The organism is Mesocryomonas fontinalis, from assembly GCF_055730125.2.
In genome coordinates this window covers 101,519-115,088 of the sequence record NZ_JBUZWG020000006.1, presented here as the reverse complement: position 1 = coordinate 115,088, position 13,570 = coordinate 101,519, and the positions used below count along the sequence as shown (strand labels likewise).

14 protein-coding genes are annotated in these 13,570 nt (G+C 67.3%); 6 read left to right on the top strand and 8 right to left on the bottom strand.

Annotation, left to right across the window (positions count from 1 at the left end; all coding sequences use genetic code 11):
• Window positions 1-93: 93 nt before the first annotated feature.
• From ACZL02_RS15750 to ACZL02_RS15740, 3 genes are all read right to left on the bottom strand, one after another.
• The gene (locus ACZL02_RS15750; protein ID WP_472939212.1) at window positions 94-711 is read right to left on the bottom strand and encodes a ribonuclease D; all 618 of its coding nucleotides are present in this window, start codon (window positions 709-711) and stop codon (window positions 94-96) included.
• 123 nt (window positions 712-834) lie between these two features.
• Window positions 835-1,233 carry a PIN domain-containing protein gene (locus ACZL02_RS15745; RefSeq protein ID WP_472939211.1) on the bottom strand — a complete coding sequence of 133 codons (399 nt, stop codon included), beginning with the start codon at window positions 1,231-1,233 and terminating at the stop codon, window positions 835-837.
• Window positions 1,233-1,520: a type II toxin-antitoxin system VapB family antitoxin gene (locus ACZL02_RS15740; protein ID WP_472939210.1), complete on the bottom strand. Its 288-nt coding sequence runs from the start codon at window positions 1,518-1,520 to the stop codon at window positions 1,233-1,235. The genes ACZL02_RS15745 and ACZL02_RS15740 overlap by 1 nt, the downstream gene beginning before the upstream one ends.
• A gap of 312 nt (window positions 1,521-1,832) precedes the next feature.
• Here ACZL02_RS15740 and ppk2 point away from each other — a divergent pair, with 312 nt between their 5' ends.
• From ppk2 to ACZL02_RS15710, 6 genes are all read left to right on the top strand, one after another.
• A complete protein-coding gene (ppk2, locus tag ACZL02_RS15735) occupies window positions 1,833-2,657 on the top strand; it encodes a polyphosphate kinase 2 (RefSeq protein WP_472939595.1) in 825 nt (274 codons plus the stop codon).
• Between the two features lie 12 nt (window positions 2,658-2,669).
• Window positions 2,670-3,650: a CorA family divalent cation transporter gene (locus tag ACZL02_RS15730; RefSeq protein ID WP_472939209.1), complete on the top strand. Its 981-nt coding sequence runs from the start codon at window positions 2,670-2,672 to the stop codon at window positions 3,648-3,650.
• A 125-nt stretch (window positions 3,651-3,775) separates the two neighbouring features.
• Window positions 3,776-4,528, top strand: a complete 753-nt coding sequence (locus ACZL02_RS15725) for an SDR family oxidoreductase (protein WP_472939208.1) — start codon at window positions 3,776-3,778, stop codon at window positions 4,526-4,528.
• A gap of 340 nt (window positions 4,529-4,868) precedes the next feature.
• Window positions 4,869-5,849, top strand: a complete 981-nt coding sequence (gene denD / locus ACZL02_RS15720) for a D-erythronate dehydrogenase (RefSeq protein ID WP_472939207.1) — start codon at window positions 4,869-4,871, stop codon at window positions 5,847-5,849.
• 86 nt (window positions 5,850-5,935) lie between these two features.
• Entirely contained in the window at window positions 5,936-6,256 is a 321-nt protein-coding gene (locus ACZL02_RS15715; RefSeq protein ID WP_472939206.1) for a type II toxin-antitoxin system RelE/ParE family toxin, read from the top strand.
• An 11-nt stretch (window positions 6,257-6,267) separates the two neighbouring features.
• A complete protein-coding gene (locus ACZL02_RS15710) occupies window positions 6,268-6,588 on the top strand; it encodes a hypothetical protein (RefSeq protein ID WP_472939205.1) in 321 nt (106 codons plus the stop codon).
• Window positions 6,589-6,636: 48 nt separating this feature from the next.
• On the opposite strand, the gene ACZL02_RS15705 is transcribed toward ACZL02_RS15710, so the two are convergent.
• The 5 genes from ACZL02_RS15705 to ACZL02_RS15685 all read right to left on the bottom strand — a co-directional run bounded on the left by ACZL02_RS15705 (window position 6,637) and on the right by ACZL02_RS15685 (window position 13,444).
• On the bottom strand, window positions 6,637-8,196 hold the full coding sequence (locus ACZL02_RS15705) for a UxaA family hydrolase (protein WP_472939204.1): 1,560 nt from the start codon (window positions 8,194-8,196) through the stop codon (window positions 6,637-6,639).
• 284 nt (window positions 8,197-8,480) lie between these two features.
• Window positions 8,481-9,461 carry an ABC transporter permease gene (locus ACZL02_RS15700; RefSeq protein ID WP_472939203.1) on the bottom strand — a complete coding sequence of 327 codons (981 nt, stop codon included), beginning with the start codon at window positions 9,459-9,461 and terminating at the stop codon, window positions 8,481-8,483.
• Window positions 9,458-10,396 (bottom strand): ABC transporter permease, encoded by a 939-nt coding sequence (locus tag ACZL02_RS15695; protein WP_472939202.1) that lies wholly within the window; start codon window positions 10,394-10,396, stop codon window positions 9,458-9,460. The genes ACZL02_RS15700 and ACZL02_RS15695 overlap by 4 nt, the downstream gene beginning before the upstream one ends.
• Window positions 10,397-10,618: 222 nt before the next feature.
• Window positions 10,619-12,121 (bottom strand): sugar ABC transporter ATP-binding protein, encoded by a 1,503-nt coding sequence (locus ACZL02_RS15690; RefSeq protein WP_472939201.1) that lies wholly within the window; start codon window positions 12,119-12,121, stop codon window positions 10,619-10,621.
• 291 nt (window positions 12,122-12,412) lie between these two features.
• The gene (locus tag ACZL02_RS15685; protein WP_472939200.1) at window positions 12,413-13,444 is read right to left on the bottom strand and encodes an ABC transporter substrate-binding protein; all 1,032 of its coding nucleotides are present in this window, start codon (window positions 13,442-13,444) and stop codon (window positions 12,413-12,415) included.
• Between the last annotated feature and the right edge of the window lie 126 nt (window positions 13,445-13,570).

Genomic DNA, 13,570 nt, shown 5'->3' with positions numbered 1-13,570 from the left:
ATCGTGTTGTTCGGAAGGTTCGGCATGGGTCCCCGGGGCTACGGCCCCGAGGATGACGACGTTTGAAGTCGTGCCTCGTGTGGTCGGAAAGCCTCACGCCGAGTGCGAGAAAATGTCCTCGTTGTCCCAGCCGAGCAGGTCGAGCTTCGCGCGGGTCGGCAGGTAGGCGAAGCTGGCTTTCGCGATTGCCATGCGGTCGTCGCGCTCGAGGCGCTTCAGGAGGACGCCCATCATGTCGTGCAAATAGAGAACGTCGGAGGCGGCGTATTCGAGCTGCGCCTGGGTTAACGTCTCGGCCGCCCAGTCGGAGGACTGCTGCTGCTTGGAGAGGTCGACGCCGACGAGCTCGCGCGCCAGATCCTTGAGGCCGTGCCGGTCGGTATAGGTGCGGGTCAGGCGCGAGGCGATCTTGGTGCAGAAAACCGGCTCGGTCATGGTGCCGAAGGCGTGGTAGAGCGCGGCGATGTCGAAGCGGGCATAGTGGAAGATCTTGGTCTTGGTCTGGTCGGCGAGAAGCTTGCAGAGGTTCGGCGCCTCGCGCTGGCCCTTGGCGATCTGCACGATGTCGGCGGTGCCGTCGCCGGGCGACAGCTGCACGACGCAGAGCCGGTCGCGCCGGGTGTCGAGGCCGAGCGTCTCGGTGTCGATGGCGACCGAGCCGGTATAGCGGGCGAGGTCGGGAAGGTCGCCCTTGTGGACTCGGATGGTCATCGCGGTACCTCTTGGTGAAATCGGATCGGCGCCGGACGGCGCTGGCCGGAAGCCTTCAGAACCGCAAACGCCCCGCCGGGTCAAGCCCGACCGCCGGGCGGCATCCGGACCGCCCTGAGGGCGTCAGGCCGCCTCGATGTCGGTCCCCGCAAAGCGCCCGCCCTTGTAGAGCAGCGGCACCCGGTAGTAGCGCGCGGCGGCATAGGCGAGCGCGTCGGCGGCCTCGAGCCCCGCCGGGCGGGTGTCGCTGCGGCCGTAGCGCGCAAGGGCGACGACGGCGAGCGGCAAAGCCTGCACCGGCACGGCGACCGTCTGGATGCCCATCAGCTCGAGAAACCGCTTCACCGCCGCCTCCGCCTCGTCCAGCGGCAGGTCCAGCGCAGCCGCGAGGGCGACGACGGCCTCCAGCACCGCCGACGGCGAGGTCAGCCGCTTCGCCGAGGCCTGCAGCCGCGCCGCGAAGATCCGGGCCTCGTCCTCGTCGGTGAGCATGGCGATGAGCGCGGAGGCGTCGACGAACATCAGCCTGCCGGATCCGGCACCGGGCCATCGGTCTTGCCATCGCTCTTGTAGGGGGTCTTGCCATCGGTCTTGTAGGCGGTCTCGCCGGCCACCTTGGCAGCGAGGCTCCGCGCCTTCAGCTCGCGATAGAACCCGGCGGCGACGTCCGGCAGCGAGGGCTTGGAAGCTTCGCGCACCAGCGCCTCCTCCAGCGCCAGATGCACCGCCTCGGTCAGGCCGAGCTTCTTCAAGCTGGCATAGCGACGGGCGAGCGCGTCGGTGTCGGGATTCTTGATATGAAAGGGCATCGCACCATCGCTGCAATCTACACCCGGCGGTATAGCGGGAGAGCCCGGCATGTCTAGCCCGCGGCGATTGCAGAGGGCCTCTGTCGATTGCAGGCGGGAGACGAGGAAGACGCTAGGAGAGTTTCGCTGCGGCAGCAAGGCTTCTTGCGGGAATGAAGGCTTCGTCGGCGCCCGCCGGGTGTCACAAATCGGTAACAAAAAACCGCCATGGCTCAGGAAAACCGCCGGAGCGCTTCCATGGACGAACTCGCCGAGACCGCCGCCTTCTACGACCGAATCCGCGACGAGATCGCCGACTCCGTCGACGAAGAGATGGAGATGACGCTCGACGAGGAGAGCCTCGACGGCATCGGCCACGGTCACTCGATGGATCGCCGGGTCTATTTCAAGGAGCTGTTCCGGCTGCAGCGCGAGCTGGTGAAGCTGCAGGACTGGGTGCAGGACCAGAAGCTGAAGGTCGTGGTGATCTTCGAGGGCCGCGATTCCGCCGGCAAGGGCGGCGCCATCAAGCGCATCACCCAGCGGCTGAACCCGCGGGTCTGCCGGGTCGTCGCGCTCCCCGCCCCGAGCGAGCGCGAGCGCAGCCAGTGGTATTTCCAGCGCTACGTGCCGCATCTGCCGGCGGCCGGCGAAATGGTGCTGTTCGACCGCTCCTGGTACAATCGGGCCGGCGTCGAGCGGGTGATGGGCTTCTGCACGGCCGAGGAGGTGGAGGAGTTCTTCCGCACCGTGCCGGACTTCGAGCGCATGCTGGTTCGCTCGGGCATCATCTTGATCAAGTACTGGTTCTCGATCACCGACGAGGAGCAGGAATTTCGCTTCCACATGCGCATTAACGATCCGCTGAAGCAGTGGAAGCTGTCGCCGATGGACGTCGAGTCGCGTCGGCGCTGGGAAGACTACACCCGCGCCAAGGAGGCGATGCTGCAGCGGACGCACATCGTCGAGGCGCCCTGGTGGGTGGTCGAGGCGGTCGACAAGAAGCGCGCCCGCCTCAACTGCATCGCCCATCTGCTGCAGCAGATCCCCTACCAGGAAGTGGTCAAGCCGCCGGTGACGCTGCCGCCGCGCGAGCGGCACGACGACTATGTCCGCCACCCCGTGCCGGACGAGATGCACGTGCCCGAGCACTACTAGCCGCGATCCCGCATGATGACGCCATCGGGCCTGATCTGGGGCGTTGACGCCAGCGATGTCGTCCTGCCGCTGGGCGAGGACAGCCTGGCTGGGCTGCCCGCTTCGGCGCCCGGCGTGTTCCGCTGGCTGCACCTCAACATCGCCGACCAGTCGAGCTGCCGCTGGATCGAGGCGAACGGTGCCTTGCCGCTTGCCGTCGGCGAGCTGCTGCTGTCGCCCGACACCCACCAGCGGGCACTGGTCGAGGCAGGGTTTGTCGCCTGCGTGCTGCACGACGTCGAGGTCGATTTTGGCCACGGCCAGACCTCCCGCATGGGGGCGCTACGCTTTGCGCTGTCGGATGGGCTGATGGTCACCGCCCGCCATCACCCGCTGAATGCCGCCGACCTCGTCAAGCGGCGGATCGACCGCGGCCAGGCACCGCGCGGGCCGGCGGCCGCGCTGGAACTGCTTTTCAGTGCCATTCTGGAGGTCGCCGGCAAGAATGCCGTGGCGCTGCAGACGACGGTCCAGACCAGCGAGGACGCCCTCCTCGCCGATGGCTGGCAGCCGGACCAGCGCACCCTCGTCGCCGTCCGCCGCAAGGCCGTGCAACTGCACCGGCAGCTCTCCGGCATCAGGGCCGTGCTGCAGCGGCTGGAGGCCGACGAAGAATTGCCGGATGCCTTGCTGCCGGCGGTCGAAAAGCTATCCCAGCGCACCGCCTCGCTCGATGCCGACGTGCTGGGCACGCAGACCGACCTCCGGCTGCTGCGCGACGAACTGGACCTTCAGGCCGCCCAGCGCACCAACCGCAACCTCTACGTCCTGTCGATCCTCTCAGCTCTGCTGCTGCCGGCGACGCTGGTCACCGGCTTCTTCGGCATGAACACCGGCGGCTTTCCCTTGGCGCAGTCGCCCTGGGGCACGTTCGTCGCCGGGCTGATCGCCCTCGGCTCGGCCGCCGCTGTCTATGTCTGGCTCCGCCGCAAGGGTTTTCTCGGCGGCGAATAGGCGCGGCTTGGGGCGTCGGAGATACGGTGGCGGCAACTGGTATCCCAGCTGAAAACCTGTATAGCTCGCGCTCGAGAACCGGACGCGGAGGCGCCCGGCAAGGCTTGCGCAGCGGGAGAGAAGAGATGGCGGGACGGCTCGAGGGAAAGATCGCGGTCTGCACGGCAGCCGGCCAGGGCATCGGCCGCCAGGTTGTCGAGACCTTCCTCGCCGAGGGCGCGACCGTCTACGCCAGCGACCTCGACGCCGCCAAGCTCAAAGGACTGGAGGCTTTCGGCACGGTCGAGACAGCAGCGCTCGACGTCACCGATTCGGCGGCCGTCGCCGCCTATGCCGCCGGGCTGCCGACGCCCGACATCCTGTTCAACTGCGCCGGCTACGTTCACCACGGCACCATTCTCGACTGCACCGACAAGGACTGGGATTTCTCCTTCGACCTCAACGTCAAGGCGATGCACCGGATGATCTCCGGCCTGTTGCCGCGCATGCTGGAGAACGGCGGCGGCTCGATCATCAACATCTCGTCCGCCGCCTCGACCATCAAGGGCGCCGAGAACCGCTACGCCTACATGGCCTCGAAGGCGGCGGTGCTCGGCCTCACGCGCTCGATCGCCATCGACTTCGTCAAGCGCGGCATCCGCTGCAACGCGATCTGCCCCGGCACCATCGAATCGCCCTCGCTCGGCGAGCGCATGGACACACTCGGCGCCAAGATCGGCGGCCGCGACAAGGCGGAGGAGCTGTTCATCTCCCGCCAGCCGATGGGCCGCCTCGGCAAGCCCACGGAGATCGCGGCGCTGGCGCTGTACCTCGCCTCCGACGAAAGCGCATTTACCACCGGCACGATGCAGGTGATCGACGGCGGCTGGACGCTGTAGGCGCGCGCGGGGACGAGAGCGACGTAGGAACGGAACACGCTGAAGGGTAGGGCGCCAACGCCCAAACTTCGTCATCCCGGACTTAATCTCTGCGAAACCAACGGTTTCGCTGGGGATCCATTCCAAATCGTTGAACATGCCCGAGAACGGCGGACCTTCCGACTTTCTAGACCTGACTGCGCCTGACGCGCCGAGGAATGGATCCCAGCGAAACCGTTGGTTTCGCAGAGATCAAGCCCGGGATGACGAAATTGAAAGGGCTCGACCTCTTCTTTCAAGAGGGACGCAGCTCTCAAACAAACGGCGCCTTGCCGAAAACAAGCATACCAGGGAGGAACACATGCGCATTCTGATACTCGGCGCTGCCGGCATGGTCGGCCACAAGCTGACCGAGCGCCTCGTCGCCGAGGGCAAGGTCGGCGATACCGCGATCACCGCCCTCGATCTCTTCGACGTCGTCGAGGCCACCGTCGCCTCCGACGAGAAGGCCATCGCGATCACCCGCAGCGCCGGCGACATCGCCGACAAGGCGATCGTCGAGGCGCTGGTCGCCAACAAGCCGGACCTGATCTTCCACCTCGCCTCCATCGTCTCCGGCGAGGCCGAGGAGAATTTCGAGAAGGGGTACCGGATCAACCTCGACGGCATGACCCACCTCCTCGAGGCGATCCGCCTGACCGGGGGCGGCTACAAGCCGAAGCTCGTCTTCACCTCCTCGATCGCGGTGTTCGGCACGCCGTTCGAGGACAAGATCTCCGACACCTTCCTCTCGGCGCCGCTGACCAGCTACGGCACCCAGAAGGCGATCTGCGAGCTGCTGCTCGCCGACTATTCCCGCAAAGGTTTCCTCGATGGCATCGGCATCCGCCTGCCGACGATCATCGTGCGCCCGGGCAAGCCCAACAAGGCCGCGTCCGGCTTCTTCTCCGGCATCATCCGCGAGCCGCTGGCGGGCCAGGAGGCGATCCTGCCGGTCGGCGACGACGTCCGCCACTGGGCTGCGAGCCCCGCTTCCGCGGTCGGCTTCCTGATGCATGCGGCGACCCTCGACACCGCCCCGCTCGGCGCCCGTCGCTCGCTCACCATGCCCGGCCTCTCGGTCACCGTCGGCGAGATGCTGGAGACGCTGCGCGCAGTCGCCGGTGACGACGTCGTCGCCCGCGTGAAGCGCGTGCCGGACGAGAAGATCGCCACCATCGTCGCCGGCTGGGCCCGCGACTTCGACCCGGCGCGCGCCCTGTCGCTCGGCTTCACCGCCGACAAGGATTTCGCCTCCATCATCCGCGCGCACATCGCGGACGAGGAGAAGAAGGCTGGCTGAGACCAACACAGCGCTGCCCGGCGATCGATACGCATCGCCGGGCGTGAGATCTCTTGCTCTTGGTAACCTATGTGTTACCCTCTCGCGTGATCGAGATCCGTACCTATGTCGGAGAAAATGAGCGGCCACCCTTCGCGCGATGGCTGGCAGGGCTCGACCGCATGGCTGCAAGCCGCGTTGCCATAGCGCTCGGTCGGCTCGAAGACGGCAACACCACTGCGTTGAAGAGTGTCGGCGACGGGGTGCACGAACTGCGCATCCCGTTCGGCCCGGGCTATCGGGTATACCTCGGACAGGAGGGGACGCGCATCGTCATTCTCCTCTGGGGTGGGACGAAGCAGCGTCAGAGCGAGGATATCGCGCGCGCAAAGCTGATGTGGCGAGCCCATCTCGCCGAACGCCACTGACGGGAGAGAGCATGCCAACCCTGAGCTATGCTGATACGCTGAAGGCTGCCGCCGGAGCCAATCCGGCGATGGCCGATCACCTGTTCGAAGATGCGATCCAGGCACTGCTCGCCGGCGAGGTCGACGAGGGTCGCATTCTGCTGCGCACGCACATCAACGCCACCATCGGCTTTGCTGCCCTTGCCGAACTGACCGGCAAGAACGCCAAGAGCCTGATGAGGATGCTGGGACCAGACGGCAATCCCACGGCCAACAACCTCTTCGAAATCATCGGACGCCTCGGCGAGGCCGAAGGGGTGAGGATCGAAGCCAAGGTGACGCGGACGGCGTAGCCGCCTTCCTACCGAGGCGACACGCGTCGCCTCGGCCCAGCAGCCTGACTACATCGTCGCCCCGATCTGCCACGGCACGAACTCGAAATCGCCGAGGCCCTGCGCTTCCGACTTCGACATCTCGCCCGAGGCGACGCGGATGATCAGGTCGTAGATCTCGCGGCCGGACTGCTCGATGGTGAGGCCTTCCGAGACGATGCGGCCGGAGTCCACGTCCATGTCCTCGACCATGCGGCGGTACATCTCGGTGTTGGTCGCAATCTTGATCGAGGGCGCAGGCTTGTAGCCCGCGGCCGAGCCGCGGCCGGTGGTGAAGGCGATCATGTTGCAGCCCGACGCGATCTGGCCGGTGACCGAGGCGGGGTCGTAGCCCGGCGAGTCCATGAACACGAAGCCGCGCGCGGTGATCGGCTCGCCGTATTTATAGACGCCCATCAATGGCGAGGTGCCGCCCTTGGCGGCGGCGCCGAGCGACTTCTCGAGGATGGTGGTGAGGCCGCCCTTCTTGTTGCCGGGGCTCGGATTGTTGTCCATCGAGCCCTTGTTGCGGGCGGTATAATCCTCCCACCAGGTGATCAGCTTGGTCAGTTTCTCGCCGGTCTTGTGGTCGATGGCGCGACGGGTGAGGAGATGCTCGGCGCCGTAGATCTCCGGGGTCTCGGAGAGCACGCCGGTGCCGCCCTGGGCGACCAGCAGGTCGCAGGCATAGCCGAGCGCCGGGTTGGCGGTGATGCCGGACCAGGCGTCCGAGCCGCCGCACTGCAGCCCGACCATGATCTCCGACACCGGGCAAGGCGTGCGCTTGAATTCGTTGGCGAGCGGCAGCATGGCGCGCACCTTGGCGATTCCGACCTCGACGGTCTGCCGAAGGCCGGCGACGTCCTGGATGTTCATGGCGTGGAACATCGGGCCCTTCTCGATGCCGTTCGCCTCCAGCAGCCAGTCGATCTGGTTGACCTCGCAGCCGAGCCCGACCATCAAGACGCCCGCGACGTTCGGGTGCCGGGCATAGCCCCACATCACCCGCTGCAGCGCGTCGAACCCCTCGCCGTCCCCGGCCATGCCGCAGCCGGTGCCGTGCACGAAGGCTGTGACGCCGTCGACGTTCGGGTAGGCGGCAAGCTCCTCCGGCCCGAAGGCGGCGGCGATCTTGCGGGCGGCGGTGGCCGAGCAGTTCACCGAGGTGAGGATGGCGATGGTGTTGCGGGTGCCGACCGTGCCGTTGGCGCGGCGGTAGCCCATGAAGGTGTCGCGCAGGCCCTCCGGCACCATCGTGACGTGCCGCAGGTCGGTCGAGAACTCGTAGGCGTGCTCGGTGTTGCGGAACTCGGTGTTCTGCACGTGCACGTGCTCGCCCGGCTCGATGTCGCGCGAGGCATAGCCGATGATCTGCGCATACTTGACGATCGCCTGCCCGGCCGGGATCAGCCGCGTCGCCACCTTGTGGCCGCGCGGGATCATGATCCGCGTGGTGACGTGCTCGTCGGCACCGGTGGTGGCGCCGGTCGAAGCGGGCGTCGCCTCGGTCTCCACCGGCACGCCGGCTTCGAGCGAGCGCAGCGCGGTGACGACGTTGTCGGCGGGGTCGAGGCGGACGGTGTTGGCCATGGCGAGGTTCGTTTCAGTTAGAGGTCAGGTGTCGTGTGTCGTTGCGGTGTTGGTGTGGGTGTCGTTTTGGCTTCGCGGCGCTTCCATCGCGATGCATCCTTGAAAGTTCGTCGTCCCGGCCTTGAGCCGGGATCCATTCCTCAGCGTGTCAGGTGCAGTTCGGTTCAGAATGTCGGAAGGTCCGCCGTTCTCGAGCATGTTCGGCGATTTGGAATGGATCCCGGGTCAAGCCCGGGATGACGAAACGGAAAAGCCCGTGTCTCACGTGAAACATCGCACACCCATCACCCCCGCCCGCTCTTCGGCCCGCCCGCCAGCGTGATCACCCCGATGATGATCAGCCCCGTCAAGATCTGCCGGACGCCCGCCCCGACGCCGAACGTGTTCAACATGGTGACGAGGAGATAGAGGAACAACGCGGCGCCCCAGAGCCCGGAGACGTTGGAGAAGCCGCCCGCCACCGCCGATCCGCCGACCACCACGACGGCGATCGAGGCGAGGAGGTATTCCTCGCCCATGTTCAGCGAGGCGCCGCCGGAGAAGCCGGCGAGCAGCGTGCCGCAGAGCGCGGCGAGCATGGCCGAGAGCGCGTAGGTGGCGAAGCGCATCCGGTCGACGCGGACGCCGGCCAACCCCGCGGCGCGGATGTTCTGGCCGATCGCGGCGACCGAGCGGCCGTAGACGGTGCGGTGCAGGATGACGGCCATCAGGACGCTGAGGAGAATGGCGAGGATCGCGACGATCGGCAGGCCGAACACGCGGCCGGTGGCGGCCTCGGCCAAGAGCGGCGGCGGCTTGATCATCAGGCCGCGGCCATAGGCGATCGCCAGCGACTGGATGATGAAGCTCGACGACAGCGTCGCGATGATCGGCGGGATTTTGAGCGCCCGGATCAGCAGGTAGTTGAAGCAGCCGATCAGGAAACCGATGGCCAGCGCCGCCCCGAGGCCAAGGAGGATGGCCGCGTTCTGCCCTTCCATCAGCTTCATCGCGACCGCGCCGGAGAAGGCGATGGTCGAGGGCACGGACAGGTCGATATTGCCGGGCCCGGTAGTGATGACGAACATCTGGCCGATGCCGACGATGACGTAGAAGGCGCCGAAGGTCAGCGCCGCCGTCATGATCTCCGGCCCGCCGCGGCCCTCGTTGACGACGAGCGTCACCACGAAGATCGCGGCGGCGCCGAGGAAGGAGAACAGCCAGGGCATGCGCCGGCCGATCGACCGCTTGGCCGGCATGGGAAGGGCTTGTGTCTCGGCGCTCATGCCTCGCGGGCCTCCAGCTGGTTGACGAGGCTGCGCAGCGCCAGCACCGCAATCAGCATCACGCCCTGCGCGCCGATCTGCCAGTCCGGCGAAATCCGCATGAAGGAGAGCAGCGAGCCGACCAGCGCCAGCGTCAGCGCGCCGAGCACGGCGCCGATCGGCGAGACCCGCCCGCCGGTGAACTCGGCGCCGCCCAGAATGGCGCCGGCGATCGAGAACAGCGTGTAGCGCAGCGCGATGTTGGCATCGGCCGAGCTGGTGGTGCCGACCAGCACGAGGCCCGAGAGCACGCCGAAGAAGCCCGACAGCGCATACATCGTCACCTTCACCCGCAGCAGCGACCAGCCGGCCCGGCCGACCGCCTGGGCATTGCCGCCAGCGCCGCGCAGCACCACGCCGGCCGCCGAGCGCATCAGGCCGACATGCACGATCACCGCCAGCAGCGCCGCGCCGACGATCGCCAGCGGCACATAGGGCGTCTTGAACTTGACGATCGCCGTCAGCCAGTCCGGCGCATGGCCGCCGGGGCTCGGCAGGATCAGCACGGCACAGCCGAGCCAGACGAAGGACATGCCGAGCGTCACCACGATGGACGGCAGGTTGCGGATGTGGATCAGCGCGCCGAGGCCGGCATAGACGGCGATGCAGACGATCAGCGCGGCAATGCCGAGGAGCGGCGTGTCGTTCAGCCAAGTCGCCGCGATGCAGGCGACCAGCGAGACGAAGCCGCCGATCGAGAGATCGAGATCGTTGACCGTCAGGATGAACAGCTGCGCGATGGTGGCGAGCGCGATCGGCAGCGCAAGGTTCAGCATCAGGTTGAGGCCGACATAGCTCATCGCCCGCGGCTGGATCACGAAGATCGCGGCGAGCAGCACCGCGAAGGACAGCGCCGGGACCGCCGAGCGGAGGGCGCGGGAGGAAAAGAGGGTCATGCGGGGGTTCCGAGCGTTCCGGCGGGAAGGAGCGGGAGGGGGTACGCCAGCGGTTGCGCGCAGCACCCCCCTCTGCCTGCCGGCATCTCCCCCTCAAGGGGGGAGATCGGGCGCGATGACGACTGCGGCCTTTCCGAAGAAGCCGATCTCACCCCTTGAGGGGGAGATGTCCGGCAGGACAGAGGGGGGTGGGCGCCCCACCGCGGCAGAGACGAAAAGGCCTCAAGCATCCGCCGTCTCCTCCAGGAAAGAGCTCTGCAGCACCTTTTCCTCCGTCAACTCGTCGGCGGAGAGGTCGGCGACGATCTCGCCCTCGCGGAAGACATAGACGTGGCCGCAGTTCAGCAGTTCGTCGAACTCGGTGGTGTACCAGAGGAAGGCGCGGCCCTTGTCGGCCTCCTCGCGGATGCGCTGGTAGACCTCGCGCTTGGTGCCGACGTCGACGCCGCGCATCGGGTCGTCCATGGCGATGATGTCGGCATCGGAGGCGAGCGCCCGGGCGAACAGCGCCTTCTGCTGGTTGCCGCCCGACAGCGTCAGGATATTGTCGCCCATGTCCGGCGTCTTGATCTGGAAGGTGTCGCGCCAGGTGTTCTCCATCGCCCGCTCGGCGCCGGCATCGATCAGGCCGAGCCGCGACAGCGCCGAGAGCGAGCGGATGGTGACGTTCTGGCCGATCGACCAGAGCGGGAACACGCCGTCCGCCTGCCGGTCGCCGGCGACGAAGGCGACTTTTCCGGTGACGTCGGCAAAGCGCGAGGACCGGCCGGAGGCGTTCTGGATCAGCCGGAGCAACCCCGTCTGGCCGTGACCGGCAAGGCCCGCAAGGCCGATGATCTCGCCGGGAAAGAGTTCCAGCGAGCGGCCGTCGCGCTGTTTCGGCGAGCGGGCCTTCACGCAAGGACTGCCGGTACGCTTCACTTCAGTGCGCGCGTGGCCTTCGCCCGCGTGCTTCTCCTCGGCGACATGGCCCATCGCGGCGACGAGGCCGGCGCGGTCGAAGTCCGACGCCTTGCGCTCGGCGACCACGCGGCCGTCGCGCATGACGACGATGCGGTCGCAGGTGCCCAAGATGTCGGAGAGGATGTGCGAGATCAGGATGACGCTGCCGCCCCGCGCGGTGAAGCGGCGGATGTGGGCGAGCAGTTGCGCTGCGACGGAATGGTCGAGCGAGGAGGTCGGCTCGTCGAGGATCACCAGCCTCGGCTCGGTGTCGGTCGCGGTGAAGTTCATGGCGATCTCGACCATCTGCCGCTGGCCGAGCGCGAGGTCGGCGATCAGCGTGTCCGGCCGGATGCCGTGGCCGGGAAAAATCTCGTCCAGCGTCGCCGCGATCAGCCGGCCGGCCGGGCCGCGCCAGCCAAAGCCCTTCAGCGCCGGATGGCGAAGCCTGGTGTTCTCGGCGACCGAGAGGTTGGGGCAGAGCGACAGTTCCTGGAACACGCAGCGCACGCCCGCAGCATGCGCGGCGGCGACCGAAAAGCGCGCAACCTCCGGCTCGCCACCGGCCGCGAAGGTGCCGGCATCGTGGGTCAGCGTGCCCGCAAGGATCTGCATCAGCGTCGACTTGCCGGCGCCGTTGTGACCGACAAGCCCCAGCGCCTCGCCAGGCGAGACGACCAGGTCGACCCCCGCCAGCGCGCGAACGGCGCCAAAGGATTTCGTGACCCCGGACAGGGCGACGATCGGGGGTGCGGGCGGGATGGCGGAAGGCGATGCTGTCATCGGGTCAAATTCTCGGATGGGCGTCAGCTGCATTCTTCGCCCCTCCGGGGAGAAGGTCGCGGGATGAGGAGCGGTGCTTGAGAAGACAAGCGCGGCCGAAACGCTGCTTCTTCGCCCCTCCGGGGAGAAGTGGCCGGCAGGCCGATGAGGGGGAAGCCGCGGACAAACCCGGCAGCGCTAACCCTCATCCCGCTGCCGCGACCTTCTCCCCGCAGGGGAGAAGACGGCAGCGTCACCCCCGCACCTCGCCGTGATGGCAAAGGGGGTAGCAGGCCGACCGGCCGAAGCCGCTTACTTCCCGGCGATCACCGCCACCGCCTGTTCCTGGGTGTATTCCTGGTTGGTCACGCCGCCGGCCGGGGTCTTTTCGAGGCCGCCTTCCAGATTGTCCTGGTCGATGCGCAGCGTCGGGACGACGAGGTCCTTCGGCACTTCCTTGCCGGCGAGGATCTGCTCGGCGACCCAGAAGCCGAGGGTGGAGACGCCGGGTGCGATCGACTGCGAAAACGTTTCGTAGCCGTTCTTGTCCTTCTGCTGCTTCCACCAGCGCAGCTCGTCCTCGCGGTTGCCCATGATGATCGTCGGCAGCGGCTTGCCGGCGGCCTCGAAGGCCTGCGCAGCGCCAAAACCGTCGCCGCCCTGGGTGACGACGCCGATGATCTCCGGCAGGCTCGGCAGCACGCTCGCCACCGACTTCTGCGCGACGGTCTGCGTCCAGTCGCCTTGCACTTCGCGGACGATCTTGAAGTTCGGATGGGCCTTCACGCCCTCGGCGAGACCGGCATGGATCTGGTCGTCGACCGAGGTGCCGGCGAGGCCGCGGATTTCGAGGAGGTTGCCGCCGTTCGGATAGCGCTTGGCGAGATAGTCGATCTGGTCGACGCCCATCTTCTTGAAATCAACCGCGACGCGCCAGGCGCAAGGCTCGGAGACCACGCCGTCGAACGAGACGACGGTGATGCCGGCATCGCAGGCTTCCTTCACCGCGCCGTTGAGGGCGCTCGGCGAGGCTGAATTCAGCACGATGGCGTTGTAGCCCTGCAGGATCAGGTTCTGCACCTGTGCGGCCTGCTCGGTCGGCGAGTTCTCGCCGGTGGTGAAGGCGTCGGCGGACTTGGCGGCGCCGGCCTCGACAGCCTTCTTGGTGCCGTCTTCCCAGCTCTTGATCATCGCCTGGCGCCAGGAATTGCCGGCATAGTTGTTGGACAGCGCGAAGGTCTTGTCCGAGCTCTGGGCCATCGCCGACGGGGCGCCGGCCAGAACCGTGAACGCGGCCGCCGCCAGCAGCGACGGCGTCAGTTTAGGCGTCAGTTTAATGGTCATGCAGAAATCCTCCCCAGGATGAAAGGGCCCTCCGGCCCGCCCGCTGCCACCGATTGACGGCAGGGGTTTCGACGTCTCTCCCGCGTGACGGCCTCTCCTCCGCACGCGCCGTCTGCGCCAGCCGCC

Excerpts from the sequence above, each read along its gene's own strand:
- ACZL02_RS15750 (WP_472939212.1), bottom strand. The coding sequence starts at position 711 with ATGACCATCCGAGTCCACAAGGGCGACCTTCCCGACCTCGCCCGCTAT.
- ACZL02_RS15745 (WP_472939211.1), bottom strand. The coding sequence starts at position 1,233 with ATGTTCGTCGACGCCTCCGCGCTCATCGCCATGCTCACCGACGAGGAC.
- ACZL02_RS15710 (WP_472939205.1), top strand. The coding sequence starts at position 6,268 with ATGCCAACCCTGAGCTATGCTGATACGCTGAAGGCTGCCGCCGGAGCC.
- ppk2 (WP_472939595.1), top strand. The coding sequence starts at position 1,833 with ATGGAGATGACGCTCGACGAGGAGAGCCTCGACGGCATCGGCCACGGT.
- ACZL02_RS15705 (WP_472939204.1), bottom strand. The coding sequence starts at position 8,196 with ATGGCCAACACCGTCCGCCTCGACCCCGCCGACAACGTCGTCACCGCG.
- ACZL02_RS15730 (WP_472939209.1), top strand. The coding sequence starts at position 2,670 with ATGATGACGCCATCGGGCCTGATCTGGGGCGTTGACGCCAGCGATGTC.
- ACZL02_RS15695 (WP_472939202.1), bottom strand. The coding sequence starts at position 10,396 with ATGACCCTCTTTTCCTCCCGCGCCCTCCGCTCGGCGGTCCCGGCGCTG.
- ACZL02_RS15700 (WP_472939203.1), bottom strand. The coding sequence starts at position 9,461 with ATGAGCGCCGAGACACAAGCCCTTCCCATGCCGGCCAAGCGGTCGATC.
- ACZL02_RS15725 (WP_472939208.1), top strand. The coding sequence starts at position 3,776 with ATGGCGGGACGGCTCGAGGGAAAGATCGCGGTCTGCACGGCAGCCGGC.
- ACZL02_RS15740 (WP_472939210.1), bottom strand. The coding sequence starts at position 1,520 with ATGCCCTTTCATATCAAGAATCCCGACACCGACGCGCTCGCCCGTCGC.
- ACZL02_RS15685 (WP_472939200.1), bottom strand. The coding sequence starts at position 13,444 with ATGACCATTAAACTGACGCCTAAACTGACGCCGTCGCTGCTGGCGGCG.
- ACZL02_RS15690 (WP_472939201.1), bottom strand. The coding sequence starts at position 12,121 with ATGACAGCATCGCCTTCCGCCATCCCGCCCGCACCCCCGATCGTCGCC.
- denD (WP_472939207.1), top strand. The coding sequence starts at position 4,869 with ATGCGCATTCTGATACTCGGCGCTGCCGGCATGGTCGGCCACAAGCTG.